General features: G+C 62.8%; 26 protein-coding genes. 9 read left to right on the forward strand and 17 right to left on the reverse strand.

What is annotated here, in order from left to right:
- Positions 1 to 485, forward strand: a 485-nt coding sequence (locus RHOFW104R8_RS17630; protein ID WP_161487805.1) for a hypothetical protein, incomplete at its 5' end; no start/stop codon positions are given.
- 718 nt (positions 486 to 1,203) lie between these two features.
- On the opposite strand, the gene RHOFW104R8_RS13195 is transcribed toward RHOFW104R8_RS17630, so the two are convergent.
- Positions 1,204 to 1,755: a hypothetical protein gene (locus RHOFW104R8_RS13195; protein ID WP_235605148.1), complete on the reverse strand. Its 552-nt coding sequence runs from the start codon at positions 1,753 to 1,755 to the stop codon at positions 1,204 to 1,206.
- 259 nt (positions 1,756 to 2,014) lie between these two features.
- Positions 2,015 to 2,953 (reverse strand): DNA-binding protein, encoded by a 939-nt coding sequence (locus tag RHOFW104R8_RS13200; protein ID WP_015447701.1) that lies wholly within the window; start codon positions 2,951 to 2,953, stop codon positions 2,015 to 2,017.
- Between the two features lie 109 nt (positions 2,954 to 3,062).
- On the opposite strand from RHOFW104R8_RS13200, the gene RHOFW104R8_RS13205 reads away from it, so the two are divergent.
- The 3 genes from RHOFW104R8_RS13205 to tnpC all read left to right on the forward strand — a co-directional run bounded on the left by RHOFW104R8_RS13205 (position 3,063) and on the right by tnpC (position 7,876).
- Entirely contained in the window at positions 3,063 to 4,199 is a 1,137-nt protein-coding gene (locus RHOFW104R8_RS13205; protein WP_015447702.1) for a site-specific integrase, read from the forward strand.
- Positions 4,200 to 4,506: 307 nt separating this feature from the next.
- Positions 4,507 to 7,527, forward strand: a complete 3,021-nt coding sequence (locus RHOFW104R8_RS13210) for a Tn3 family transposase (RefSeq protein WP_063107840.1) — start codon at positions 4,507 to 4,509, stop codon at positions 7,525 to 7,527.
- The gene (gene tnpC, locus RHOFW104R8_RS13215) at positions 7,508 to 7,876 is read left to right on the forward strand and encodes a Tn3 family transposase post-transcriptional regulator TnpC (RefSeq protein WP_068205447.1); all 369 of its coding nucleotides are present in this window, start codon (positions 7,508 to 7,510) and stop codon (positions 7,874 to 7,876) included. The genes RHOFW104R8_RS13210 and tnpC overlap by 20 nt, the downstream gene beginning before the upstream one ends.
- An 18-nt stretch (positions 7,877 to 7,894) precedes the next feature.
- Here the strand turns inward: tnpC and RHOFW104R8_RS13220 are convergent, their stop codons facing one another.
- Positions 7,895 to 8,281, reverse strand: a complete 387-nt coding sequence (locus tag RHOFW104R8_RS13220) for a helix-turn-helix domain-containing protein (protein ID WP_027485211.1) — start codon at positions 8,279 to 8,281, stop codon at positions 7,895 to 7,897.
- A 128-nt stretch (positions 8,282 to 8,409) separates the two neighbouring features.
- Between RHOFW104R8_RS13220 and RHOFW104R8_RS13225 the strand changes: the two genes are divergently transcribed.
- Genes RHOFW104R8_RS13225 through RHOFW104R8_RS13240 form a run of 4 tightly spaced genes read left to right on the forward strand, consistent with a single transcriptional unit; the run spans position 8,410 to position 12,207 of the window.
- The gene (locus RHOFW104R8_RS13225) at positions 8,410 to 8,976 is read left to right on the forward strand and encodes a cation transporter (RefSeq protein WP_206370854.1); all 567 of its coding nucleotides are present in this window, start codon (positions 8,410 to 8,412) and stop codon (positions 8,974 to 8,976) included.
- Between the two features lie 43 nt (positions 8,977 to 9,019).
- On the forward strand, positions 9,020 to 11,005 hold the full coding sequence (locus RHOFW104R8_RS13230; RefSeq protein WP_063107818.1) for a cytochrome c/FTR1 family iron permease: 1,986 nt from the start codon (positions 9,020 to 9,022) through the stop codon (positions 11,003 to 11,005).
- A gap of 12 nt (positions 11,006 to 11,017) precedes the next feature.
- Complete coding sequence (locus tag RHOFW104R8_RS13235) at positions 11,018 to 11,641, forward strand: cation transporter (RefSeq protein ID WP_027485208.1); 624 nt, start codon at positions 11,018 to 11,020, stop codon at positions 11,639 to 11,641.
- Positions 11,638 to 12,207, forward strand: a complete 570-nt coding sequence (locus RHOFW104R8_RS13240) for a phosphatase PAP2 family protein (RefSeq protein ID WP_027485207.1) — start codon at positions 11,638 to 11,640, stop codon at positions 12,205 to 12,207. Before RHOFW104R8_RS13235 ends, RHOFW104R8_RS13240 begins: the two co-directional genes overlap by 4 nt.
- 211 nt (positions 12,208 to 12,418) lie before the next feature.
- Here the strand turns inward: RHOFW104R8_RS13240 and RHOFW104R8_RS13245 are convergent, their stop codons facing one another.
- The 10 genes from RHOFW104R8_RS13245 to RHOFW104R8_RS13290 all read right to left on the reverse strand — a co-directional run bounded on the left by RHOFW104R8_RS13245 (position 12,419) and on the right by RHOFW104R8_RS13290 (position 21,382).
- Positions 12,419 to 13,324 (reverse strand): cation diffusion facilitator family transporter, encoded by a 906-nt coding sequence (locus tag RHOFW104R8_RS13245; protein ID WP_043795557.1) that lies wholly within the window; start codon positions 13,322 to 13,324, stop codon positions 12,419 to 12,421.
- Positions 13,324 to 13,944 (reverse strand): cation transporter, encoded by a 621-nt coding sequence (locus tag RHOFW104R8_RS13250; protein WP_027485206.1) that lies wholly within the window; start codon positions 13,942 to 13,944, stop codon positions 13,324 to 13,326. Before RHOFW104R8_RS13250 ends, RHOFW104R8_RS13245 begins: the two co-directional genes overlap by 1 nt.
- Before the next feature lie 133 nt (positions 13,945 to 14,077).
- On the reverse strand, positions 14,078 to 14,407 hold the full coding sequence (locus tag RHOFW104R8_RS13255; RefSeq protein WP_027485205.1) for a P-II family nitrogen regulator: 330 nt from the start codon (positions 14,405 to 14,407) through the stop codon (positions 14,078 to 14,080).
- Positions 14,404 to 17,538: an efflux RND transporter permease subunit gene (locus RHOFW104R8_RS13260; RefSeq protein WP_063107839.1), complete on the reverse strand. Its 3,135-nt coding sequence runs from the start codon at positions 17,536 to 17,538 to the stop codon at positions 14,404 to 14,406. Before RHOFW104R8_RS13260 ends, RHOFW104R8_RS13255 begins: the two co-directional genes overlap by 4 nt.
- Positions 17,538 to 18,599, reverse strand: a complete 1,062-nt coding sequence (locus tag RHOFW104R8_RS13265) for an efflux RND transporter periplasmic adaptor subunit (protein WP_407071447.1) — start codon at positions 18,597 to 18,599, stop codon at positions 17,538 to 17,540. The genes RHOFW104R8_RS13260 and RHOFW104R8_RS13265 overlap by 1 nt, the downstream gene beginning before the upstream one ends.
- Positions 18,600 to 18,631: 32 nt before the next feature.
- Complete coding sequence (locus RHOFW104R8_RS13270; protein WP_043795569.1) at positions 18,632 to 19,810, reverse strand: TolC family protein; 1,179 nt, start codon at positions 19,808 to 19,810, stop codon at positions 18,632 to 18,634.
- A 212-nt stretch (positions 19,811 to 20,022) separates the two neighbouring features.
- Positions 20,023 to 20,346 carry a hypothetical protein gene (locus RHOFW104R8_RS13275; protein WP_223250752.1) on the reverse strand — a complete coding sequence of 108 codons (324 nt, stop codon included), beginning with the start codon at positions 20,344 to 20,346 and terminating at the stop codon, positions 20,023 to 20,025.
- 176 nt (positions 20,347 to 20,522) lie between these two features.
- Positions 20,523 to 20,738 (reverse strand): GDCCVxC domain-containing (seleno)protein, encoded by a 216-nt coding sequence (locus RHOFW104R8_RS13280; protein WP_027485201.1) that lies wholly within the window; start codon positions 20,736 to 20,738, stop codon positions 20,523 to 20,525.
- A complete protein-coding gene (locus tag RHOFW104R8_RS13285; protein WP_027485200.1) occupies positions 20,728 to 21,015 on the reverse strand; it encodes a heavy-metal-associated domain-containing protein in 288 nt (95 codons plus the stop codon). Before RHOFW104R8_RS13285 ends, RHOFW104R8_RS13280 begins: the two co-directional genes overlap by 11 nt.
- A gap of 10 nt (positions 21,016 to 21,025) precedes the next feature.
- Complete coding sequence (locus RHOFW104R8_RS13290) at positions 21,026 to 21,382, reverse strand: mercuric transporter MerT family protein (RefSeq protein ID WP_027485199.1); 357 nt, start codon at positions 21,380 to 21,382, stop codon at positions 21,026 to 21,028.
- Positions 21,383 to 21,422: 40 nt separating this feature from the next.
- Between RHOFW104R8_RS13290 and RHOFW104R8_RS13295 the strand changes: the two genes are divergently transcribed.
- Positions 21,423 to 21,821, forward strand: coding sequence for a MerR family DNA-binding protein (locus RHOFW104R8_RS13295; RefSeq protein ID WP_027485198.1), 399 nt, complete (start codon positions 21,423 to 21,425; stop codon positions 21,819 to 21,821).
- A gap of 265 nt (positions 21,822 to 22,086) precedes the next feature.
- Here RHOFW104R8_RS13295 and RHOFW104R8_RS13300 read toward each other — a convergent pair whose 3' ends face one another.
- The 4 genes from RHOFW104R8_RS13300 to RHOFW104R8_RS13310 form a co-directional block, all read right to left on the reverse strand.
- Positions 22,087 to 23,037 carry an MFS transporter gene (locus RHOFW104R8_RS13300; RefSeq protein ID WP_231381789.1) on the reverse strand — a complete coding sequence of 317 codons (951 nt, stop codon included), beginning with the start codon at positions 23,035 to 23,037 and terminating at the stop codon, positions 22,087 to 22,089.
- Positions 22,971 to 23,312, reverse strand: coding sequence for a hypothetical protein (locus tag RHOFW104R8_RS17875; RefSeq protein ID WP_168149676.1), 342 nt, complete (start codon positions 23,310 to 23,312; stop codon positions 22,971 to 22,973). The genes RHOFW104R8_RS13300 and RHOFW104R8_RS17875 overlap by 67 nt, the downstream gene beginning before the upstream one ends.
- A gap of 126 nt (positions 23,313 to 23,438) precedes the next feature.
- Positions 23,439 to 23,789, reverse strand: a complete 351-nt coding sequence (locus RHOFW104R8_RS13305) for a copper-binding protein (RefSeq protein ID WP_027485197.1) — start codon at positions 23,787 to 23,789, stop codon at positions 23,439 to 23,441.
- Positions 23,790 to 23,792: 3 nt separating this feature from the next.
- Positions 23,793 to 25,218: efflux RND transporter permease subunit (locus RHOFW104R8_RS13310; protein WP_161487806.1), on the reverse strand; the 1,426-nt coding region annotated here is incomplete at its 5' end.

Genomic DNA, 25,218 nt, shown 5'->3' on the forward strand with positions numbered 1-25,218 from the left:
CGGGGGTTGATAGCTCTGCGATTGAGGCAAACTATGACCGCGACGACCCGGGGGAGTTTCTCAATAGCCTGCTAGACAATAAGAGTGGAAAAACGGAGCTAGCCCTTTATGCCGATACTTTGTCGGACCTACAAAAAGCGTATCCCGGCATACCGTTGCCCCAAGAGGCAGCGGAGTTCAAAGCATGGTTGCAACGCAAAAATAGGTTAGGTGCTAATTTCCTAAAGCATGCTGACAAGGACTCAGCTAAGGCGCTCGATCCATCTACATTGAGCACGGATCATCTGCTTCTGGAAGCTTGTGGAATATATCGCGGGCTTGGACTTGAGCCAACGCGGGAAATGAAGGCATTTGGCCGTTGGCACCTAGCTGTCTATCCAAGCCAAGTCGAGGATCGCATTATTACGCAATCCGGCGATGTCAGTGAGTTTAATCGAGGTGAACAGCTGGAGTTTGGCCTATTTCTTCTAGAGACTATCAGTTGAGTAGATTTCTGCGCGCACAATGACCCCTGTGCTGTGCACTAACAACTCATCTGAGCGAACGGGGTAGGGCTCCACCGCCACTTAACTCCAGCGTTCGGCAATATAGCCACAGTAGAGGTTGCAAGTTGAACAATGAATTTTGGCAACAGTTTTGGCCAGCTTTCAGTGCGAATCTATGGCTCTCTCTCGATCCGTGTGGTTGACCTTTACGCCGCTTGCAGCTGAGCCGCATGCGTCCACGGGTTCTTTGGCAGATGCTTGAGCTTGGGGTTTGGGGAGCAATGGAACGGAAAACCGGGATAAGGATAAATATTCTTTGTCTGTCATGGATTTAGGGTCGTGCCCGGATATGGGAAAAATTGGGTCATAGGCCTCAAACATGGCTTACGCATCCCGCTGCTTGCCCCGCTTATTAGTCGATGGAAAACCCCCGGCTCTGCCGGGGGACTCTCAAAGTTTGACGGCTCCGGGATTTCGCTCCGCGCTGTGTTGCTTTGTGCTCTTGATCTTCGCCGATTGCGAATAGGCCCCTTTGAGGGGCCAGCAATCGTAAAGCCCCCGGCTTTGCCGGGGGATACTTACTTCGAGCCGTCGCCGGCGATGCCTGCTCGGCCAGCTAAGCAGTAAGGCGCGACTCGGCGGCGGTAGCCCGAGTTTCAAGCGACCGCATGGCTAATTTTGCCCAACCCCCAAAAATGTAAAGCGCGTCTTTCGATGTTCAATGTTGCCGGCGTTTTCGAGGCGGTGCAGGTGTCTGAGTTAACCGAGCCTCTGCGGCTTTCGCCCGGGCTTCGAGCGACTGCACCGCCGTGCCCATCCCTTCCAATTGACCGCGAACTGCGGCCAACTCGATGACCATCCGATCCCGCTCTGCGACAGTAGTGGCCAGTGCTTCAAGGCGGATATCACGCTCAGCCAACTCGCGACGATGGCGCCCTGCATCCAAGCGTAACTCCGCCAAGCTGGCCTGCTGCTGTTCCAGTCGCTCTCGCGCTTTGGTCAGCTGGTTTTCCGCGCGCCGCTGGCCTTCGCGTGCGGCGTCGATCTCCTGCAGCATGCGTGCTTGCGCGATCTCCAGTCGCTCATTCGCTTTATCGCGTTCGATCTGGAAAGCCGCATCTCGGCTCGAGATCGCGGCTTGGAATTCCTCGGCCTGTTCGGTTTGAGCTTGACGGATACGTTCGATCTGTTCAGCCGTCTCGGTCTGCAAGGTGATGAACCTTTGTTGCAGCGCCTGCCCATCCTGCAGAGCTTGGTTCTTCGCACCCATCTCGGTCTCCACACGCGCTTGCTGGTGCTGCCTTGTTTTAGGTGCAAAAAGTAACGCTTCGCGCCATTCGGCAACACATTGATTGTATTAATAAAAAGATCTTGCGAGTTTAGCAAATATCATTTCAATCAAAGAGTTGCTGTTACCCCTTTTTGAGACCCTAATTCGGGCTGATCGGCGGTGGTCCGCGATGATTTTGCTGCAAATAGTGACACTTCGACCTTGCGGTGGGTCGGATTGACTCGGCGGGGCCGGCATCTCAACGGGAGGAACGCGTGCGAGGCCTGGCCGATTTTGCGGCCTTCTTGGCCGCTCCTGGGCGCTTAACCTTCGTGGCCTGACCTTGGGCCCGAAGGATCGCGGGCAGATCGCCCAACGTGGCCCATTGGCGCTCCAGCGTCTCGACACGCGCCCGGTACGCCGCCACGTCTTGCTGCGCCGTGGTCAAACTGGCGCGGACGGTGGTCAGTTCGTGCCGATGCTTCTCGCGCTCGGCAGCACGTTCCTTCTCCACAGCGGTCAGCCGGGTGCGCCATCCCTTGCTCTCCTGGCGGGCGCGATCCACCTCGGCGTGGCCATGATCTTCCGCGGCGCGCAGTTGCTGGGCCAGCGATTCGCGTTCGGCGGCCGCGGTGGCTTCCTGGGCCTGCAGGCGCGCTGTGACGCTGAGGTACTCCGCTTCCAGTCGCCCGTTACGCGCTTCCAGCGCTTCCCGCTGCTGGGTCAGATCCGCCAGTTGTGCGGCTTGCTGCTCGACGAGCCGTTGAATATCGGCCAAGCGTGCCGCCATGGCCGTTTCGGCCTGCTGCGCCTGCGCGAGCGCTTGCTGGAGTTGCGCGTGCGCCTGTTGAAGGGTCTCTCGTTCACGATCAAGCGCCACGCGATCGTCGGCGAGTTGTTGCCGCTCACGGGCAAGGTCGGCATGCACGGCCTCGCGCGCCTGCTGCCACGCCTGTGCCCACCATTGTTCCGCCAGGGTGGCGATTCCGGCGGGGACGTCGGGGATCGATGCCATCGCCTGCTGTGCGGTCAATCGGGCGCCCAGCGCCTGCCACCACGAATCGAGTAGCCGGGTGACGGTGTTCGGCGAGCCGGTACCGAGGTGGGCGCGGATCCGCTCCACCGTGGGGCGCTCGCCGGCGGCCACGAGGGCGTCGGCGGCGGCGTGAACCTGCGCTTCGGTGATGCCTTTGGCCATGGCGAAGCTTTCCTCTGTGCGGCGTGACCGGGTTTGGTGCTATACAAGCGATAATAGATCGTTATCGCAAGTAGGCCTTTCTAATCGTTACTTATCTTACATACTACATATGAAAAGAAACAGCGATTTGCGACTTCCCACCCTGCCTCCTATCGCTCCGCCGGAGCAATTGGCCACGGAAGCGGCGGCGGCCGTGCGCGACATCCTGGCCGAAGCGGCGTCGGCGAACACCGCGCGCAGTTATGCCAGCGCGCTGCGCTACTGCGCCGCCTGGTATCAGGGCCGCTACGGCCAGCCGTTTGCCCTGCCATTGCCCGAGGCGGTGGTGATCCAGTTCATCGTCGACCACCTGGCCCGTCGGAGCGAATCGGCGCTCACCTGGGAGCTGCCGCCCGCACTGGATGCCGCACTGGTCGAGGCCGGCCTCAAACAACGCCTGGGGCCGCTGAAGTTGAGTACGATCAGCCATCGGATCGCCGTGCTGTCCAAAGCGCACCAGTGGCGTCGCGTGGCCAACCCGTGCGAGCAGCCGGCCGTCCGTCACCTGCTGGCCCGCGCCCGCCGCGCCGCGGTCAAACGCGGCGACCGCCCCACCAAGAAGACCGCGATCACCCAGCCCGAGCTGGCCGCGCTGCTGGCCACCTGCGATGCCTCCCTGACCGGGGTGCGCGATCGCGCGCTGCTGCTGTTCGCGTTCGCCAGCGGCGGGCGCCGACGCAGTGAAGTGGCCGCCGCGGACCTGAGCGATCTGCGCCGGGTCGGCGAGCGCGCGTTCGTGTACCACCTGGGGCACAGTAAGACCCAACAGGCCGGACCGAGCGTCACCGCCACGCCCGACAAGCCCATCCTGGGTCCCGCGGCCGACGCACTGGCCGCTTGGCTGGCGGCGGCTCAGCTCACGGACGGCCCGATCTTCCGTCGGCTGTGGCGGCACCGCATTGGTGGCGGCCTCTCACCCGCCTCGGTCGCAGCCATCGTGCAACGCCGCGCCGCGATGGCTGGGTTGGAGGGGGACTTCGGCGGGCACAGTCTGCGCTCGGGCTTTGTCACCGAAGGCGGCCGCCAAGGCATCGCGCTGCCGGCGTTGATGGCCATGACCGAGCACCGCGCGGTGGGCAGCGTAATCGGGTACTTCCAGGCCGGTGGCGTGACCGACAATCCCGCGGCGCGCCTGCTCGACGATGGCATCCTGCATGCGTCGCACGCATCGTCCCCCTCATCGGTTTCGGGCGACGATGCGTCATGACCGCCGGCGCGTGCTCCACGCGGGCTATCCGCGCACAAACATCACCCCGCCTGGCGCATCCGATGACCCGATTCAAAAGATGGCCATGCGGGTGCGTAAAAATTCCTCATCCGACACGGACAATTCCGCCAGGTTTTTCAGTGCGGGCAAACGACGCACGTCATCCAGGGGTCGTGCCCGGATACGGGTAAAATTGGGTCATAGCGTGCTGCAACTGTGTGACACTGCAACAAAATCGTGTTCGCGGTTGGTCTTGGTCACCATCGTTCGTTAAGCTCAAAGCCACCCTCTCTCTCGGATGGTGGCCATGGCGAATCTTGAGCGCACCGCGTACCCGCGGTTTCCTCGTGTGATCACGACACGCGACCTGCTCCGGTATTACACCCCCGATGCGGACGAAGTGGAATGGGCTTCGGGCTTTGCTCGTAGCGATGCGGGCCGCTTGGGCTTGATCGTGCTGCTCAAGACGTTTCAGCAGTTGCATTACTTTCTTGCCTTGGAGAGCGTGCCGGCTGAGATCATCGGCCACATTCGGACGGTGTTGAACCTGAAGCCAGCCACGGCGGCTGACTATCGGGGCTCCAAGACCCTCTATCGGCATTTCGCGGCCGTCCGTACCTATCTCGACATCCAACGCTACTACGGCAAGGAAGCACAACGCATTGCCGTGCGTGCAGCGTATGAAGCGTCCGAAGTCATGGACCAGCGTGTTGACGTCATCAATGCAACGATCGAAGAGCTGATCTATCGCCGGTACGAGCTGCCGGCGTTCTCCACGCTGGACAGGATCGCCGAAGCCGCGGCCGTGACTGCGCAAGAGCGCCTGTATGACAGCGTCAGCGCGGGTCTGACGACCGAACGTCGGGATTTTTTGGACAGTCTGTTGGCCACCGACTTCGCCCAGCGGCAGTCGGCTTTCCAGGCGATCAAGGCCATCCCCAAGCGGGCGACCAAAAAGCACCTCGAAGCCGTTCTCGATCAGTTGGCGTGGCTGAAGACACTGGGCGACGTGGATGATTCACTCCGCGATGCCCCCGTGAACAAGATCCGGCACCTCGCCCACCAAGCCGCTTTGCTCGATGCGGATGACCTCAAACGCACAGTACCTAGCCGGCGATACGCCCTGATGCTCGCACTGATTCACCGCATGCGGGTTCGCGCACGCGACGATCTCGCGGAAATGTTCATTCGCCGCGTGAGTACGCTGCACAAACGCGCCAAGGAAGAACTCACCGCGATTCAGATGCACCAACGTGCGATGGCCGAACAGCTCGTCGCGAAACTGGACGATGTCCTGGCGATCCTCGCGGAGGAAAAGGAAGACCCTGCTGCCGGACGTCGCATCCGCGCACTGCTGACGCCGGACGGCAATTTGGAGGGGTTACGCGAAGACTGTGCGGCGATTCGTCTATCGGGCGGTAGCAATCACCTGCCATTGCTCTGGCGTTTCTTCAGCAGTCATCGTGCAGTGTTGATGCGGCTTGCGCGCACGCTTGATTTCGTCTCGTCGACGCAGAACCAATCGCTCATGGAAGCGTTGGCCATCGTGCTGGCCAACGAAGGTCGCAAAGCCGAATGGGTTTCCGACGCGGTGAATCTGCAATTTTGCTCGGAACGGTGGCGCAAGCTCATCATGCGCTCTGACGATGGCCCGTCCGTCAATCGTCGCTACCTCGAAATGTGTGTTTTCTCGCACCTGGCCAGCGAGCTCAAATCCGGTGATACCTGTGTGGTGGGATCGGAGGCCTTCGCCGACGTCCGAGAGCACTTGCTGCCATGGGCGGAGTGCGAAGCGCGCCTCGCCGATTTTTGCGCCAAGGTCGATATTCCACCCTCAGCGGCGGCATGCGTCAGCGAGCTGAAACAACGGTTGACCGACACGGCGGCACGCATCGACGCCGCGTTTCCCGAACTCAAGGGAGATGTGGCGATCGGTGCCGATGGCGAGCCGGTGCTGCGTCGCGTCCAGGCGCGGGATATCCCGGCGTCGGTGATTGCCCTGCAGAGTGCACTCGGCCGTGAACTCCCCACGCGGAACCTCCTGGATATTCTGGCCAACATCGAGCACTGGACGCACTTCACGCGGCATTTTGGCCCGATATCGGGGCACGAGCCGAAGATCAAACAGGCCACCGAGCGTTATCTGCAAACGGTCTTCGCTATGGGGTGCAACCTGGGGCCCAACCAAGCCGCGCGCCATTTCGTCGGCGAGGTCAGCCCGCATATGATTTCGCGGGTCAACCGCCGGCACGTCACCGTCGAAAAGCTCGAAGCCGCCACTCGCGAACTGGCTGAGCTCTATCTGCGCCTCGATCTTCCGCGGCTCTGGGGTGACGGCAAGAGCGTCGCGGCCGATGGCACGCAATATGACTTCTACGATCAGAACTTGTTGGCGGGCTATCACTTTCGGTACCGCAAGATGGGTGCGGTGGCCTATCGTCATGTCGCGAATAACTACATCGCGACCTTTCGGCACTTTATCCCGCCGGGTATCTGGGAGGCCGTCTACGTCATCGAAGGCCTGATGCAAGCCAAGCTGTCGGTCGAACCCGACACCGTGTACTCGGACACGCAGGGCCAGTCGGCCACCGTGTTTGCGTTCACGTACCTGCTCGGTATCAATCTGTTGCCGCGGATACGCAACTGGAAGGATCTCGATTTCTTCCGTGCCGACAAGCAGACCCACTACAAGCACATCGACTCGCTCTTTCATGGCGCAATCGACTGGACGTTGATCGAGACCCACTGGAAGGATCTCCTGCAGATTGCTATCTCGATCCAGGCGGGCAGGATCGCCTCCCCGATGCTTCTGCGCCGGCTCGGTGCGAGCAGCCAACGCAACCGCCTTTTTCTGGCGGCGCAGGAGCTCGGGCGCGCCCACCGCACCGTCTTTTTGTTGAACTGGATCGGTAGTTTGCCCTTGCGCCAAGAGGTCACGGCCGAGACCAATAAGATCGAGTCGTACAACGGCTTCGCGAAGTTCTTTTCGTTCGGCGGCGACGTGATCGCCGAGAACGATCCAGACGAGCAACAGAAGCGTCTTCGGTATAACGATCTGATCGCCTCGGCCGTGATCTTGCAGAACACCGTGGACATGATGCGCGCCCTTCAAAAGCTTGCTGATGAAGGTCTCGCGGTGTCGGGACACGACGTGGCCTTTTTCTCACCCTATCTGACCGGCGGCGTCAAACGGTTTGGTGACTATCGCCTTGACTTGAAGCGACCGCCCGAACCGTGGATTCGTGACCGCCTGTTCAAGGATGCCGCCAAAGCCGCGCGGGCGACGACCCTAGCAACGGAGCAAGCGAATGACCCAGCGATCGAATAGCACGGGGCGGATCGACGCCGCGTCGCCCCGCGGGGGTGTCGACGTCATAGGACTTCAAAAATTGCGCGCGACCTTTGATACGACTCACCTGTTGCGTGCGGTCGATGATCTCGACACCGTTCGCGCGGTCCTGGTCGATCCGGACGAATTACGCGCCGATCTTCTCCGGTTGCATGGGATGGCGCACACCCTGATCAACGGGGGAGCCTTATCCGCGACGAGCGTCGATGAAACCATCACCGAGTTGGCGGCAGACATTGAGGCCGAGCTGGAGAGCATGAGCGCCTTGCTCCTGACCATCCGACAACGGATACGGCCACTTCTGACGCTGACCCCTGACGATGGCTAATGGAGGAATGCAGACCATCTACCCTGCCAGCGATTGCAAGATGGTGCAGGTTGCTCGCGTGTCGTGATGGCACGTTTCGATCATGCCCCGCAGCTCGGCGGCCAGCGCCGCCAATTCGCGCTGCTTGGCTTCCACCTGTGCCAGATGCGTTCGTGCCACGCCATCGACCTGCTTGCACGACAGTTCCGTGCGTGAGGCAAGCGTGAGTAGGCTACGGATTTCTTCGAGGCTAAAACCCAGCGCGCGGCTGCGCACAATGAACTGCAAACGCTCGACGTCGCTATCGCGATAGTTGCGGTATCCCGCAGTCGACCGCTCCGGCGGCGGCAGCAACCCGATGCGCTCGTAGTAGCGTACGGTTTCCAGATGACAGCCGGTGGCTTTCGCCAGATCGCTAATGCGCACGGTGGTTGACTCCGTAGTAGCTACGGACTTTAGTCTACGCCGCACACCGCATAAGAGTTCAAGTGATGGCATGTTGCGACTGTGAATCAACCGGTCAAGCGTTGGCTCGCTCTGCGGCCCAGCGTCGCGTGTTATGGACGGTCTTATTCATCAACGTGGCGATCTTCGTGGGCGAATTCGGCGCGGGGCTTTGGGCTGATTCGACCGCGCTGCAGGGAGACTCCCTGGACAGTCTCGGCGATGCGTTGGTGTATGCGCTCAGTCTCTGGGCCGTGGGACAGGCCCTGCGGTGGCGGGCGGGGTCCGCTCTGGTGAAAGGCGGCATCCAGCTGCTGTTCGCGGGGATCGTGATCGCCGAAGTCGGCCGCAAGCTGGTGACGGGTGCCGAGCCCTTGACGGGTGTGATGGCGATCGCCGCCGGTGTCGCGCTCATCGCCAATCTCACCTGCCTCGCGTTGCTGACCCGATTTCGTTCGCACGACATCAACATGCGCTCGGTCTGGCTGTGCTCGCGCAATGACGTCATCGGCAATGCCGGCGTTTTGCTGACCACGGCACTCATGGCCTGGAGCGGCTGGACATGGCTCGATCTGGCTTTTGGCGCCTTGCTGGCGTTGCTTTTCGCGCGAACCGGTGTCGAGGTCCTGAGATCCGCGTGGCCGCAGTTTCGTTTGCACCCCTCGCACGTCCAGTGAACGCCATGCTGCCACCGAATCCCTCTCTGGCTATACTTCAACAATGATAACGACACGCATTCGCAATATCTTGCACCACGTCGCCGTGGCCGCCCTTCTGGTGTGGGGCATAGGCGCGCTGCCGGCACAGGCCGAGGACATCCCTTCCGCCGTCCCGCAGACCTGGCAGATGCTCGACTACCTGGCGACCGATTACGCGGGCGCGGTGAAGGATGGCGCTGTGATCAGCACGTCCGAGTACGCCGAGATGCGGGAGTTCACGGCGACAGCGCGATCGCGTATCGCCGCGTTGCCACCGACCGTCGCCACACCGGCACTATTGCAACAAGCCGATACGTTGGTGGCCTCGGTCGAGGCCAAGGCGACACCCGCGCAGGTGGCGACGCAGGCGCATGCACTGGCCGATGCGTTGCTGCAGGCGTACCCGGTGCCGACCGCACCGGAACGCGCTCCCGATCTGGCGCGCGGGGCAACGCTCTATCAAAACCAGTGCGCCGCTTGTCATGGCGCCACCGGACACGGTGACGGGCCCGCTGGCCTGCTGCTATCGCCCCGACCGGTGAACTTCACCGATCAGACGCGGGCCGATCAACGCAGCGCGCTGTCGTTGTATGAGGTGATCAGCCAGGGCGTGGCAGGCACGCCGATGGCGAGCTACGCGCAGCAACTCTCTTCCGATGACCGCTGGGCGCTGGCGTACTACGTGGGTTCGCTGGCTTACGCCAAGGAAGCGGTCGCCGGTGCCGATACCTGGCAACACGACACTGCCGCGCGAGCGCAGATCGCGGATCTGAAGGAGCTGTCGCGTGCGCGTGTTGCGCAGCTGACACCTACTCTTGGTGCAGAGCGTGCTCGGACGATCGTGGGTTACTTGCGAGCTCACCCTGACGTCATCCAGCAGCAGGCCTTGGCCGGCATCCCCCTGGCACGGGCGCGACTGGCGGCGAGCCTGACGGCTTACCGTGCTGGTGCGAAGACGCAAGCCACCCAGCTGGCGCTATCCGCCTACCTCGATGGCGTGGAACCGGTCGAACCGCAACTCAATGCACGTGACAGCGCGCTGCGCGCCCAGCTCGAAACGTCGATGGGTGCCTATCGCAGCGCATTGTCGGGTAACACTCCCGTGGAGTCGGTGGTGAAACAGGCCGATGCCATTGATGGTCTGTTGGTACGCGCACAGGAAGTCACCGCCGATGCGGCGAGCGATGCGGCCGCCATCTTCTTGGGTGCCTTCACCATCCTGGTTCGCGAGGGTCTGGAAGCCCTGCTGGTCGTGGTCGCACTGCTCGCTTTTCTACGCAAGGCCGCGCGACCCGAAGCGCTGCGCTACGTGCATGCGGGCTGGATCCTTGCGCTCGTGGCCGGTGGCATCACCTGGGCGATCGCCAGCTATGCGATCTCCATCAGCGGTGCCGGTCGTGAATTGACCGAGGGACTGTCGTCGCTGTTTGCGGCGTTCGTGTTGCTCGGGGTCGGTCTGTGGATGCACCAGAAGAGCATCGGTGGTCGCTGGCAGGCGTATCTAAAGGAAAAGATGGCGGCCGCGCTCAACCGACGTTCGGCGTGGTTCCTGTTCGGACTGGCCTTCATCTCGGTGTACCGCGAGGTGTTCGAGAGCATCCTGTTCTACGCTGCGTTGTGGAACGACGGCCAGGAAGTGTGGCTGCTCAGCGGCATCGCCGCCGGTGCCGCGGTGCTGGGGCTAATCGCCTGGGTGCTGCTGCGCACCAGCCGGCGGCTGCCGATCGGCACATTCTTCTCCGCCAGTTCGGCGCTGATCGCCGTGCTCGCCATCGCGCTGACTGGCAAAGGTATCGCCGCCCTGCAGGAGGCCGGCTGGGTCGCGGTGAGCGTGGCGCCAGTGCCGCATATCGAATTGCTGGGCATCTATCCGACCTGGCAATCCTTGTTGGCCCAGTTGGCGATTTTGGTGCTGCTGGCTGTCGGATTCGTGTTCAATATCCGTCGTGGCCGTCAACGACTCCCGTCACCTCCAACGACTCGGGAAGTGCTCCCCGATGCAGACTGAAGGCGACAAGACATGAGCGACTGCGGCTGCCACGTGCAAGCGACCAATGAAGCGGAACGCCGAATTCTGCGCGTCGCCTTGGGGCTCAATGCCACGATGTTCGTGGTCGGCATCGTCGCGGGGCTGATCGCCCAGTCGATGGGATTGATCGCCGACTCGCTGGATATGCTGGCCGATGCGAGTGCCTACGGCATCGCCCTGCTGGCGTGGGCGCGCAGCGCGAGCTTCAAGGCCTCGGCGGCACAACTGAGCGGAACACTGCTTTTGGTGCTGGGGCTAGGCGTCTTGCTCGGTGTCGTGTGGCGCCTTGTGATGGGAAGCCACCCCGAGGGCTTATGGATGACGGGCATCGCCTTGGTGGCTCTCGTCGTCAACACCACGGTGCTGCGCTTGCTGGAACGCTTTCGTCATGGTGAGGTGCATTTGCGAGCGACTTGGCTATTTACCCGGGTCGATGTCCTCGCGAACTTGGCGGTCATCGTCTCCGGTGTGCTGGTGCTTCTATGGCACAGCGCGGTGCCTGATCTGGTGATCGGTACGGCCATCGCCTGCTATGTACTGAAGGAGGCGCTGGGCATTCTGCGCGAAGCGAAGGAAGCGCGGGTTGCCGCCAGCGAATCGATCGTCAAACCATGACCGCTCCGGCATTGGGGCTTGGCCCGGTGGTGTATGCCGTTGACCTTCGACTGTTCCACGCCATCCATCCGTCTACACCGCCGTCGCCCGCGATGCTGCATCTGGCGCGCGGTCTGGCCGATGGGCCGTTGATCCTGACCGCTGCTCTCCTTGGGACGATGCTGATGTTTCCTCGGTGGTCGATGCGCTCGATCGCCCTGAAAGCGGTGGGTGTCGCTGCCGTGGCACTACTCCTGAATCTGGTCATCGGCGCTGTCTGGGATCGAGCGCGCCCCTTCGTGGCCGGTGTCGGCCAAGCATGGGTCTCCCATGCGGCGACCGGCAGCTTTCCCAGCGACCACCTGACCGTGCAGTGGGTCGTCGCCGGCATACTGTTGCTGAATCAACGCAGCCGAGTTTGGGGCATCGGGATCGCACTGCTTGGTCTGCTCATGGCATGGGCACGCATCTACCTGGGCGTGCATTATCCCGGCGATATGCTGGGAGCCCTCGCGATAGGTGGGCTGGCCATGCTGAGTGGCTGGGCTGGGGTTGCGAGCCAGCCCCACGCCGTCCAACGGCGGTGACCACGTAGCCGCGCATACTGTCGGCCTTCCACCGTGGCCAGCGTCGCCAGCGGCGCACGCGATCGCCCAGGTTCATCGGCATCGCACGCACAATGACGTGCGCAGGCTTGAGACAGGACGACGGTTCCCGTCGCAGCCACGCCACGCCGACGGGGAGTCATCGCGTGGAAGCGGCACCGGGCTCGCGGTTTGGCAAAGCGACTGTGTGAGGTCAAACCTTTTGCGGCTCCTCGCACCCCAGCCCGCACGACGTTGTTTCGACCTGCAGCGTCACGTGATGGATGTCAAAGCGCGCCTCCAGCATCTGCGCCAGCCGGAGCCGCAGCGCTTCTGCGTCTGATGCGTCGCCATCCATGATCACATGCGCCGCCATCGCCGAACGCGTGCTGCTGAGCGCCCATACGTGCACATCGTGCAGCGCAGCCACGCCCGGAGTGGCCAGCATTTCGGCGCGGACCCGTTCAGTATCGACGCCACGAGGCGTCCCCTCCATCAGGACATTCCCGGCCTCTCGCAGCAATGTCCATGTCCGCGGCAGCACCCACAGACCAATCAACACGGCGATGATTGGATCGGCAATGTAAAAGCCGGTGAACTTGATGATCAACGCGCCGATGATTACGCCGACCGAACCGATCATGTCGGCCCAAACTTCCAGATAGGCGCCTTTCACGTTGAGGTTTTCACCGCTGCCGGCCTTGAGCAATCGCATCGAGATGAGGTTGATCACCAGCCCGAGCACCGCGATCACCAGCATGCCGGTGGAGGCCACCGACGGCGGTTCGCTGAAACGCCGCACCGCCTCCCACAAGATGTAGCCGGCGACGAGGAACAGCAAGCCACCATTGACGAGTGCGCCGATGGCTTCCATGCGCGCGTAACCATAGGTGCGTTTCGCATCGGGGGGACGTCGTGCCAGGCGCACGGCGGTCAGCGAGATCGTCAGCGCGATCACATCGGTCGCCATGTGTGCCGCGTCCGACAACAAGGCCAAGCTGTTGGTAAGCAGACCGCCGATGATCTCGGCGACAAGAAACATACTGGTCAGGCCGAGTGCCCACCACAGCGGCGTCTCGTGCCTGATCTCCGTACCCACATGATCGTGCCCGGCATTCATCAGTTGTCTCCACTCACGTAGCTTCGCCACGCCATGCGGAACACCCGCCATGCCGAGCGCAGAAACATCAACAACAACGCCGACGCAACCAGCAGATCGGGCCAGCCGGCGCCGAAGAAGCCGACGCCGGCGGCCGCTGCCAGCACGGCGACACCTTCGAACACGTCATTGCGCGAGCATTCCCAGGCCGAGGCCATGTTGACGTCGCCTTTGCGGTAAGGCAGCAGCAGGCGCAGGCATGCGGCATTGGCGACCAGGTTCAGCAAGGCGGCGATACCGATCGCCTCGAAGATCGGCACGCCAGGATGCAGGAGACGCCAGCCAATCTGGATGGCGACTGCAAGCGCCGCACCAAGAATCAGTGCGCCCTTGAACAGCGCCACCCGGGCCTTCGCGCGGTCACTGGCACCAACAACCGCAAGGCTCAAGAGGTAGGTGAGCGCATCCCCAAGATTGTCCAACCCGCCGGACAGCAGCGACGACGAACCGCTGTAGATCGCCGCGGCCAGCATCATCGTGAAAGTAGCGAGGTTGATCGCCAGAACGATCATCAACACCCGACGCTGCCGCGCCTGCAACGCGGCAATATCGATGGTGGTGGCACAACACGTATCAGACATGAGCCGGTAACCCGATGGATTGGATGCATGCTTCAGGTATTGGAATCCCTCATGGCGGCGACCACTCTACGCGGCCGCCGCCGTGTTATGAAATGACACCGATGCAGCGACGTGAGTACTCCCGCTGCCCCGATTAGTCGTTATCCACACGCCCGTCGATCGGCCACGCCCGATCCACCGTGCTCTGGTAGACCCAGCCCGCAACACTCTGGCCGGTGCGTCCGTGCAAACGGATCAGCTGCACGGCCCGTTCGGCTTGGTCGTCCTCGCAAAACACTTCGAGCTTGATCTGCTTGGTCACCCGTTCGCCCAGTTCCATCGAATAGATCTGTTCCTGGGCACTGAGCGCGGTCAACAACCCTTTGACGTCGCTCACCGAGAGATAGCGGAACCCACCGTCCTCCAGGGCATGGATGACGTCGACCACGCGGCCGCGATGGATGAATGCCTTTACTTCTTTCATGGGGTGTTCTCCTTGGCGAGGCGCCGGGCGGCGCGTTCTTCGATCCAGTCGTAGAGCACCGGCAGCAGCACCAGCGTCAGCAACGTCGAGGTGATCAGCCCGCCCACCACCACGGTGGCGAGCGGACGCTGGGTTTCGGCACCGACGCCGCTGGACAACAGCATCGGCACCAGGCCCAGGATCGCCACGCTGGCGGTCATCATCACCGGGCGCATGCGTAGCGCGGTGCCGCGGATCACCGCCTCGCGCACGGGCAAGCCTTTCTCACGTTGCTCGTTCAAGAAACTCACCAACACGATGCCGTTCAACATCGCCACGCCGAACACCGCGATGAAGCCGATCGCCGAGGGCACCGACAGGTACTGCCCGGTAATCGCCAGCCCGACGATGCCGCCAATAGTGGCGAACGGCACGTTGGCCAGGATCAGCGTGGCGTGCTTTACCGAGTTGAACGCGGTGTAGAGCAAGACGAAGATGAAGAAAATCGTCGCCGGCACGATCAGCGACAACCGCTTCAACGCCCGCTGCTGGTTCTCGAATGCGCCGCCCCATTCGCTGTAGTAGCCGGTCGGCAGCTTCACCTGCTGCGCGATGGCGGCATTGGCCTCCTTGACGAAGCCGTCGATGTCGCGACCACGCACGTCCATTTGGATCACCGCATAACGCTGCAGCTGTTCCCGACGGATGAACGAATAGCCTTCCGCATCACTGACCTCGGCCACTTGCGACAACTGCACCAGCGCGCCACTGGCCGTGCGGATCGGGATGCGCTGGATCGCCGGCAAGGACGCCTTGTCCGCATCGTCCAGCCGCACCGCGATGTCGAAGCGTTTCACGCCATCGAGCAGGGTCGTCACCGGTTCGCCACCGATGCCGTTCTTCACCACGGTCAACACGTCGTCGGCGTTCAAGCCATAGCGGGCCAGTGCATCGCGATCCACCTTGATGCGGATCTGTGGCTTGCCGATGTTTGCCTCCAGCGCGAGATCGGCCACGCCGGGCACCCCGGCCAGCGCGTTTTTGATGCGGCCGCTCAGGCGATCCAGCTCGCCCAGATCATCGCCGTAGATCTTCAGCGCCAACGTGGCGCGCACACCGGAGATCAGTTCCTCGATACGCATCTGGATCGGCTGGGTGTAACTCACCACCGCGGTGGGCAAGGCCGCCGACAGTTCTTTCTGCATGGCCTCCTCGATGCTCTCCAGCGTCTCGCCCTTGCGCCATTGATCCTTAGGCTTCAGCGGGGTGTACACCTCCATGTAATTCACGTCGGCTGTCTCGCCTTTCTCGGCGCGACCGATCATTGCCAGCGTGGTTTCCACTTCCGGAAACTTCTGTTTGATCAGCGTCGACACCTGTTTGGAGATGGCGATCGACTCGTCGAGCGATGCCGACGGGATCGAGGTGATCCGCCACATGATGGCGCCTTCCTTCAGGTTGGGCATGAACTCCTTGCCGAGGAACGGGAACAGCGCGAGGCTGCCGAGCAAGGCACCGGCGGCGATGCCCAACACCAGTTTGCGACGTGCCAACGCCCAGGCGAGCACCGTGGCGTAATGGCGTTTCAGGAACGCCACCAACCAGGTGTCCTTCTCTTCCTTCGGTTTCAGCACCAGCGCGGCGAGTACCGGGATCAACGTCAAGGCGAGAATCAGCGATCCCGCCATCGCGAAGCTGATGTTGAACGCCATCGGCTTGAACATCTTGCCTTCCAGTCCTTGCAAACTGAACAGCGGCAGGAACACCACGATGATGATCAGGATCGCAAACGCCATCGGATTGGCCACCTCGCGGGCAGCCGCCAGCACCGCGGCGGTGCGATCCACCGGGAGCCCATGCGCCTTGCGCTCGGCCATGATGCGGTAGGCGTTCTCCACCATCACCACCGCGCCGTCCACCATCATGCCGATGCCGATCGCCAGGCCCGCCAGCGACATCAGGTTGGCCGAGAGGCCGACCTGATTCATGCAGATGAAGGCGATCAGCATGGCCAGCGGGAGCGCCACCACCACCACGATGGCGCTGCGGAACTCGCCCAGGAACAGGAACAGGATGATCGCGACCAGGATCGAACCTTCGATCAAGGCACGCACGGCGGTTTCCACGGCCGCATTGACCAACTCGGTGCGTTCGTACACTGGCTTGACCACGACGCCGGGCGGCAGCGCCTGCTTCACCGTGTCGAGCTTGGCTTTCACCGCATCGACCACGCTCTTGGCGTTCTCGCCGATGCGGGCAAGCGCCTGGCCCATCACCACTTCCTTGCCATCGCGGGTCACCGCACCGGTGCGCGGTGCGCCCGCTTCGGTGATCGTGGCCACATCACGCACGTAGACCGGGGTACCGTCCTCGGTCTTGAGCACGATGTTGCCCAGATCCTTCGCGTTCTGGATCAGGCCCAGTCCACGCACCAGGTACTGCTCGCGGCCCACATCGACGAAGTTGCCGCCGACCTGGGCGTTGTTGGCCTGCAGCGCCTCGATCACGTCCTTGAAGCCGAGCTTGTGCGCGATCAGCTTCATCGGGTCGATGCGTACCTGGAACTGCTTTTCCTGGCCGCCCCAGGAGGTGACGTCGTCGACGCCGGGGGCGGTGCGCAGGATCAGGCGGATGGTCCAGTCCTGCAGGGTGCGCAGGTCCATGTCGTTCGGCGCGGTGCTGGCGGTAGCACCCTTGAGCTTGTTGTCGGCTCGCTCGACGGTGTACCAGAACACCTGGCCGAGGCCGGAGGTGTTCGGTCCCATCGCCGGTTTGCCGTAACCCGCCGGCAAGCGATCGCCGACCTGCTGCAGCCGTTCGTTGACCAGCTGACGGGCGAAGTAGATGTCCATGCTGTCGTCGAAGTACACCGACACGTAGGACAAGCCGAACAGGCTGACCGAGCGGATCTGTTCCACCTTGGGCAGGCCGGCCAGTGCCGACTCCACCGGCGTGGTCAGCAGTTGTTCCACGTCCTCTGCCGCAAGTCCCGAGGCTTCGGTGTACACATTGACCTGCACCGGTGTGACGTCCGGGAAGGCATCGATGGGCAGCTGACGCACCGCCTGAAAACCAAGGAAGCCGATCACCACGAAAACGATCAGCACCAGCACCTTGTAGCGCAGGGAGAATTCAACCAGACGTTCCAGCATCATTCTTCTCCCAACTGCGAGCGCAGCAAACGGGCCTTCAAGGCGAAGGCGCCCTTGCGCACGTAGGTGTCGCCGGCCTTGAGGCCCTGGGTGACCATCGTCCAGCCATCACGGGTGTCGCCGACCATCACCGGCGCCGGCTCGAACGTGCCGTTGCCTTTGGCCAGGAACACGGTCGGCTGGTTTTGCAGCAACACGATCGCTTCGGCCGGTACCGCCAGCTTCGGCACCGCCTCACCGACCGCGATGCGCGCTTCGACCAATTCGCCCGGGCGCAGGAGGTTGTTCGGGTTGGCAACTTCGATGCGCACCGGCACGGTGCGGGTGCGTTCGTTCGTCTGCGACGAACTCAGGATGACCTTCCCCGTCAGCGTCTGGTCGTGCGCCAGCACGCGCGCGTCCATGCCGGGTTGCGCGCGGGCCGCATCGCCCGGCGCGAGTTGCGCCTCGACCCAGACCGCGTCGTCGTTGACCAAGGTAAACAGGGTACGGCCGGGCTCGACGCGTTCGCCGATGAGGAACTCGTCACTGGCGATGCGCCCGGCGGTCGGCGCCAGCAATGCATAGCTGCCATCCGCCTTGGCGGAACCCGCGCGCAGCATGCCGCGGATCTGGCCGTCGGATAGCCCGTAGGCACGCAGCTTGGCACGCGCCTGATCGCGCTGCACCTTCGCTTCGTTGTAGCGTCGTGCCGACACCGCCTGCGGTCCCAGCGACGCGATCCGTTGCCAGTCCTGTTCGGCCACGATCAACGCGCCTTGCGTCTCGGCGACCTGCACGCTGGAGAGCACCACCAACGGCGCACCGGTTTTCACCACGTCGCCGAGCTTGGCCTTGCGGGCCAGCACCTGCGATTCGACGCGCGGCGACACCAGCACGGTGGAATACGCATCGGCTTTCACTTCGCCGGGGGCTTTCAGTTCATCGGTCAGGGCGCGCGTGGCGGCCTTGTCGAGCACGATGCCGGCGTCCTTGATCGCCTTGGCATCCAGCGCGAGCGGATTGGCGGGTGCGGGTTCCTGCGCCATGACAGGGCCGGCCAACGCGGCCAGCAGCGCCATGCCCAGCAGGCTGCGTTTCAAAAGAGAGAGATTCATCGGGGGATATCCTGATTAAGGCCGTCCTGAGTAGGACCGTCCTGAGTGCGGCCATCGAGCCAGTCGGTCAGACGGCCCGCAGCGGTGAGGTAGTCGAACCAGGTCTGCCAGGTTTGGCTTTCCAGTTCCTGGCCGGACAGCGCGGTGTCCAGGCTCTGTTTGAGCTGCACGAGGTAATCGGACGTGCTGATTTCGCCGGCACGCCAGAGCTTCTCCAGCAACGCGGTGCGATCCTCGAATGCAGCGGCCCGGCCGCTGCGAAAGGCTTCGGTCGCACTGCGCAAGGCGGCGTAACGGGCTTGCGCTTCCTGCAGTCCGGCGCGCAGCACAAACTGGCGTGAGCGCACACCGGCCGCCGCTGCATCGGCTTCCGCACGGGCGGCATCCACTTCGGCACGTCCGGTGTTGAGCACCGGCAACGGAATGGACACGCTCAGACCGATCACCTGATCGGTGCGCGGCCCGCTGCGTACCTGTCCGCCGGTCAAGCTCAGCGTGGGATCGGGGATACGTGCCCGGCGGGCGACTTGCACCCCGGCCTCGGCACTCGCTTGCTGGGCGCGGGCCTGGCGCAGTTCGGGCAGTTCATCGACGGGCAACGGCGTAACACTGCCCGCCGCCGGTGACATACCGTTGGGCAACGGTGGCAACGCGGTCAGTTGATCGCCACTGATGGCCAGCAACGCCGCACGAGCTGCCGCTTCATTGCCCGCGAGTGTGGCTTGTTGCACCTGCGCCTCACCGAGCGCCAAGCCGGCCAAGTCGCGTTCCGGACTGCTGATGTCGCCCACCTTCAACCGCTGTGCGGCCAAGTCATCGAAGCGCTTCATCAGCGCCAGGCGGCGTTGCCCCAGTTCGCTCTGTCGGGCTGCGAGTGCGGCCGTCGACCAGGCTTTCAGCCAGCGGGTGGCCACATCGCGACGCAGCAGGTTGTAGCCAGCTTCGGCCGCCAGCAGGTCGGCCTCGCCCTGGCTGGCGCGAGCGCGGCGTTTGCCGGACAGATCCAGCGGCAGGCTGATGCCGGCCGTGCGCCGATTGGCGTCGGCATTCTCCGCATCAAGCGACAGCGAGGGGTTGTACAGCGGCTGCGCAGCGGCACGCGCACGGGCCTGGGCAGCATCCAGATCCGCGCGCGCGGCCTGCACCTCGGGACTGGCTTGCCAGATACGGCGCACCGCATCCTGCAAGGGCGACGTCGACAACGATGTCGGCAGGGGAGCTACCGGTGGGGAGAAAGGGGATACGGGCGCGGCACTGAGCATCGCCGCGTACAACAGACACACGGCGCCGATGGGCACCGAACGAAAAACAGACATGAAGCGATCTCCTGAAAACGGTCACGAAGCGACGAACTGCACCGGCGGTGGCGTCGCGTAACGGAGCGGTTTCAGGCGATCGGAGGGCGCAGCAGCGAGCCGGTCGTGGCCGGCGTGAATCCCGAATGGAGGGTGAGCGGTGCGAAGCGTGCTTCCATCATGGCGATGGGAAGCGATGCGCTGACGGGGAACGTCACCGAATGGGCACAGGCACAGTGGCAACTGCGCCCTTCACCCAGAAGACAGGAGTTCGCATCGTCAGCCGATACCGAACTGACGGCGGTGTCCGCCAACAGGGTGGTCGGGGCAGCAGCGGTCGCCGACGCGAATCGCGCTCCCGGTCCATCGGCCACGCAGATCGATCCGCTGACCAGTTTGATCAGCAACACGGCCACGGCCAACACCCACAATCCGCGGTGGCGGCGCAGGCGAGTCAGCAGTGATGGCGCAGACCGATACATCCCATGATCCTATACGACAGCCACGCTGTTAGACAATTTCACTTGGGCGCCGGTCGTGATGAATTCAGACAACCCCCTACCGGCACCGTTTGACCCCTATGAAGGATGGTCTACCCGCAGCACGACTTCTGTTGCTGGATCGGCGGACACGGCACGCTGCCGTACGAGCAGAACACGCAGCAGTCGCCCGCCTTGGGCCGGAGCAATTCGCCGCAGCCCTCACAGTCGTAGAAGAACTGGCAGGCGTCGGTCGGCATGGTCTCGGTGGCCTGATGGTCGCAATGCGGGCACGTCAGCGTGCTCTGCAGGATGGGCTCAACCGCCATGGTTTTGCGCCGTAGCCGGAAAACCCGCCTCGGTAACCGTGCGCGCCAGTGTCGACTCCGTCGTGCGATCGGCATCGAACGTCACAGTGACAGTCTCGGCCTTGAGATCGACCTTCGAGCTCGTGACACCCGCTATGCGGCTCAAGGCTTTCTTGATCGTCACACTGCAGCTCGGGCACGTCATGTTCGCCGCATGCAGCACGGCCGTGGTGGGTGTTGCCGCATGAGCCATGCCCAGCCCCAAGATGGCGACCATTACGAATAGCCACTGACGCATCGTTCGTCTCCTACAAAAACCAGCCAATGAAATAGGGAAACAGCAACAACGGCACGGTCAGCACGGTGGCTGTCCACAGCCAAAACCGCCGCCGCCGCAAGACCGTCGGCTCGACGCAGGTGCCCTCGGTGCGGCAACGCGACCATGGCCCATACAGCGTCCAGAACGCGAGACCAAGGCTAAGCAAAGTGGCCGCGATGAACCATGGACGCCAGGGATCGAGCGCCGTGAGATAGGCGATCCACGCCCCGCTGATGCCCAGCAACACCAGCACCAGCGGTACCACGCAACACACGGATGCCCCGATCGCCGCGAGCAGCGCGACGATCACGGCGGGTAGCGACGATTTGGCTGGTAACGTATTCATGAGCGCATACTAACTTCCGTACCCAACTACGGAGTCAAGCATGACTTCCGCCCTCACCATCGGCCGGCTGGCCCTGGCCGCCGACGTCCACATCGAGACCGTGCGCTACTACCAGCGGGTGGGCCTGCTGCGTGAGCCCGAGCGCCCGTTGGGCGGTGTGCGTCGCTATGAACACCAGGATCTGGCGCGTCTTCAGTTCATTCGACGCGCCAAGACCATGGGTTTCACGCTGGACGAGATTGCCGGACTTCTCCACCTCAAGGGCAAACGAGCCTGCGAGCAGACGCGTCGAATGACCGAACACAAACTCCTCGATGTGCGCCGCAAGCTGGAGGATCTGAAGCGGCTGGAAACGGAACTTATGCAGCTCGCCGACGACTGCGCGCATGCGCCGCGTGGGGAGCATTGCCCGACCTTGAATTTTTTGCATCAGACGTAGCGCTTATCGGCCTGTGACGTCTGCGTACGGCGTGGTGCGAACCTCTGAAATGAAACTTCGGACACGTGCCAGTGGGCCGATGAGGAATAGAAAAGCGAAGAAGAAAGTATCTTGGCACTCTGTTACGAGCCAGATGGCACCGAACCGTGGCTTCCCAATCTCTACTCCCCCGCTGGAGCAGCCGTTTAAGCGACGCGGCCCCGCCAACAGACCAGTGATCAAGGATATGTATTCGATCCATATCCGTGGGTTTTGCGCTGGCGGGCTAGCTGTTGACTCTGTTGACTGGAACCTCCGCGCTGAACCATCCGATGGACAGCGCGGTCGCCAGCGCTTGAACCATGACGAAGATGCCAAGCGCCATCCCGAACCCAAGCCGAAGCGCCTCGCCGAACAGGAGGCTACCCACGCCGAATCCAGCGAATAGTGCGAAGACGTTCAAGCCCATCGCCTGTCCCGGGCGCTTTCCTCCAAGCGCGGTGACGATGCCCCCGAAGAGGGGCTGCGTCATGTCGTAGCCGAGAGAAAGGACGGTCACGGCCACAATCGCGAGTATCAGGGGACCGTTGAAAATCAGGGTAGCTGCACCTAGGGCACCCAACCCAAGCCCGATGGGCAACAACCTGGCGCGCCCCCAGCGGTCGGCGGCCCGGCCGATCAGCGGGCCGAACAAGAAACCAGGAATCCCGTAGCCGAGCAGGGCTACACCAATCCCTACCGGGCCAAGACCGTAACGCTGCTCGAAATAGACACCGAGCCACGTGAAGACGCCAGAGTGAAAAATCGAATTGACGAAAACATAGCCATAAGTGCGCTGCCCCCGCGGAGTGCCGATGAGATCGCGATATCCGAGGAATAGCTCTCCCATCGTCTCGGGAACAGCCTTCCTCCTCGACGAAATAAGTGAACGGCGGAGCAGCAGCACCACGAACACACCCACGGCGGCCAAGGCGACCAAAACAAAGAGGCCGCGCCAACCAAGCAGAGGCTCCAGCACGGCACCGAAAGTCGAGCCGAAAGCCATGCCACCGGCCATTGCTCCGAACAGCCAGCCGAGGGGCCGTCCACGTTGTTCGTACGGATACAGGCTGCCGATGCCGCTTTGGGCCGTCGCGGAGCATGCCTTGGCGGCCTTGTCGTCGCGTCCGCTCAGTCCGCGCGCCGCGCGTGATCGGTCCGCTTCGCCGTGCCCTGGGTCAGCTCGGCACGTACGCAATGCGCGTCGATGATCGACGTTACCGTGGCATACCCCGCCACCGCGAACTGTTGGCGGGGCTGCCCTTTGTTTGGAACCACGAAGGATGTCCGCAGGACCTCCAGTCGCGCACCAACCGCTGGCAGTGGCGTGACTCGATAACAGACATCCAAACGCGGGCCATCCACATGGCCAACCCAGCCATCAGTGTAGGAATCGGTCGCGTACGCGATGCGGCCAATGGTAAGGCCCGCGAGCAGCAGCGGGAGGCTGAGACAAGCAGTAAACGATTTCATGGTCGTTCTCCAAAAATGACAACCACAACAAACACCGCCAGGCGCACGCATAACGTGCGTGGCGGTACTGCTTTCACGACCGCCGGCTGACCCTCGACAGTTGGGGCCAGCCGGCGACGTGGTCTGTCAACGTGCCGGACGGATCGCCGTCACCGTGCTACCCGTGCTGGCCTGATGGAAGGTGAATTGCACCTTATCGCCCACCTTCACGTGCGTCAGCAGCTCCGGCGAAGCCACCTTGAACGGCATCGTCATGGCCGGCCAGCCGATGGCGGCAATCGCCTCATGCTGCAGCGTGAGGGTGCCCTTGGTGGTGTCGACCGCCTTGACCACGCCCACGCCCTGCACATCGGCGGGTGTGGCTTCATGCATCCCAGCCATGCCCGGCATGTTGGGATCCATCTGCTGAGGGTTGGCAAACACCGGAGCCGTGAACAGCGCAGCGGTGATCGCGAGGGTAATGCATGGCTTTTTCATGGGTCAGTTTCCTTGTGGGTTGGAGTGAAGTGTGGCGTTTGTCTTGCTGGCTTTACGCAGCCGATAACGAACCAGCAGGCGGTACGCCGCGGGTATAACGAGCATGGATAGCAAGGGTGCCGTGACCATGCCGCCGATCATCGGGGCGGCTATGCGCTGCATCACTTCCGAGCCGGCGCCATGGCCGAGCAGGATGGGAAACAGACCGGCGAGAATGACCGCGACAGTCATTGCCTTCGGGCGCACGCGCTGCACGGCACCCTCGCGAATCGCTTCGTCCAGCGCTTCTGGGCCGGCGTGGGGATCGAGCGCAAGTTGGTGCTCCCAGGCATGGTGCAGATACAGCAGCATCACCACGCCGAATTCAGCGGCGACTCCGGCCAGCGCGATGAAGCCGATGATCGTGGCCACCGACACCGCATGACCAAGCAACCAGATCAACCACAGACCGCCGACCAGTGCCAGCGGCACGCTGGCCATGATCAGCGCCGCTTCGCTCACGCGTCGGAAAACGGCATAGATCAATAGAAAAATGATCACCAGCGCAATCGGCACCACCACCTTGAGTCTTTCCATGGCACTGGCCAGGTATTCGAACTGACCGGACCACGCCACGGTCGTACCCGGCGGCAATTTGACTTGCTGCGCCACCGCGCGTTGCAGGTTGGCCACCACCGTGCCCAAATCGCTGCCGGCCGTATCGACGTAGACATACGTGGCCAGCTGCCCGCCCTCGCTTTTCAGCATGGACGGTCCTGCTTCAACGGCAATGTCAGCGATCTGGCCAAGTGTAATCTGCGCACCGTTGGCTGCGACGATCGGCAACTGCCGCAGCGCTCCAATGGAATCGCGCTCGGCACGCGGGTAGCGCACCACGATGGGATAACGTTCGCGCCCTTCGACGGTCTGACCGATTGGATCGCCACCGACCACGGTTGCGATCAGTTGCTGCACGCGCTCCTGGGTCAACCCGTAGCGCGCGGCGACATCACGGCGGATGTGCACGTCGACGTAGCGGCCGCTGGTCGGGCGCTCGGCAATCGCTGAGCTGACACCGGGCACGGTCTTCGCCACCGTCTCGATCCGATCGGCCACAGTCTGCAGCGTAGCCAGGTCGGTACCCAGCACCTTGATGCCGATTGGGCTCTTGATGCCGGTGGAGAGCATGTCGATGCGGTTGCGGATCGGCGGCACGAACAGGTTGGTCAGCCCCGGCACGTGCACCGCCTTGTCCAGTTCCGCCTTGATCTTGTCCATCGTCATGCCGGGCCGCCACTGGTCCTTCGGCTTGAAGGTGATCGCGGTCTCGAACATTTCCAGCGGCGCCGGATCGGTGGCCGTTTCGGCGCGCCCGGCCTTGCCAAACACATGATCAACCTCGGGCACGGTCTTGATCATGCGATCGGTCAACTGCAGCAACTGCGAGGCC

The sequence above is a fragment of the Rhodanobacter sp. FW104-R8 genome, from assembly GCF_001617365.1.
In the GTDB taxonomy this organism is placed as follows: domain Bacteria; phylum Pseudomonadota; class Gammaproteobacteria; order Xanthomonadales; family Rhodanobacteraceae; genus Rhodanobacter.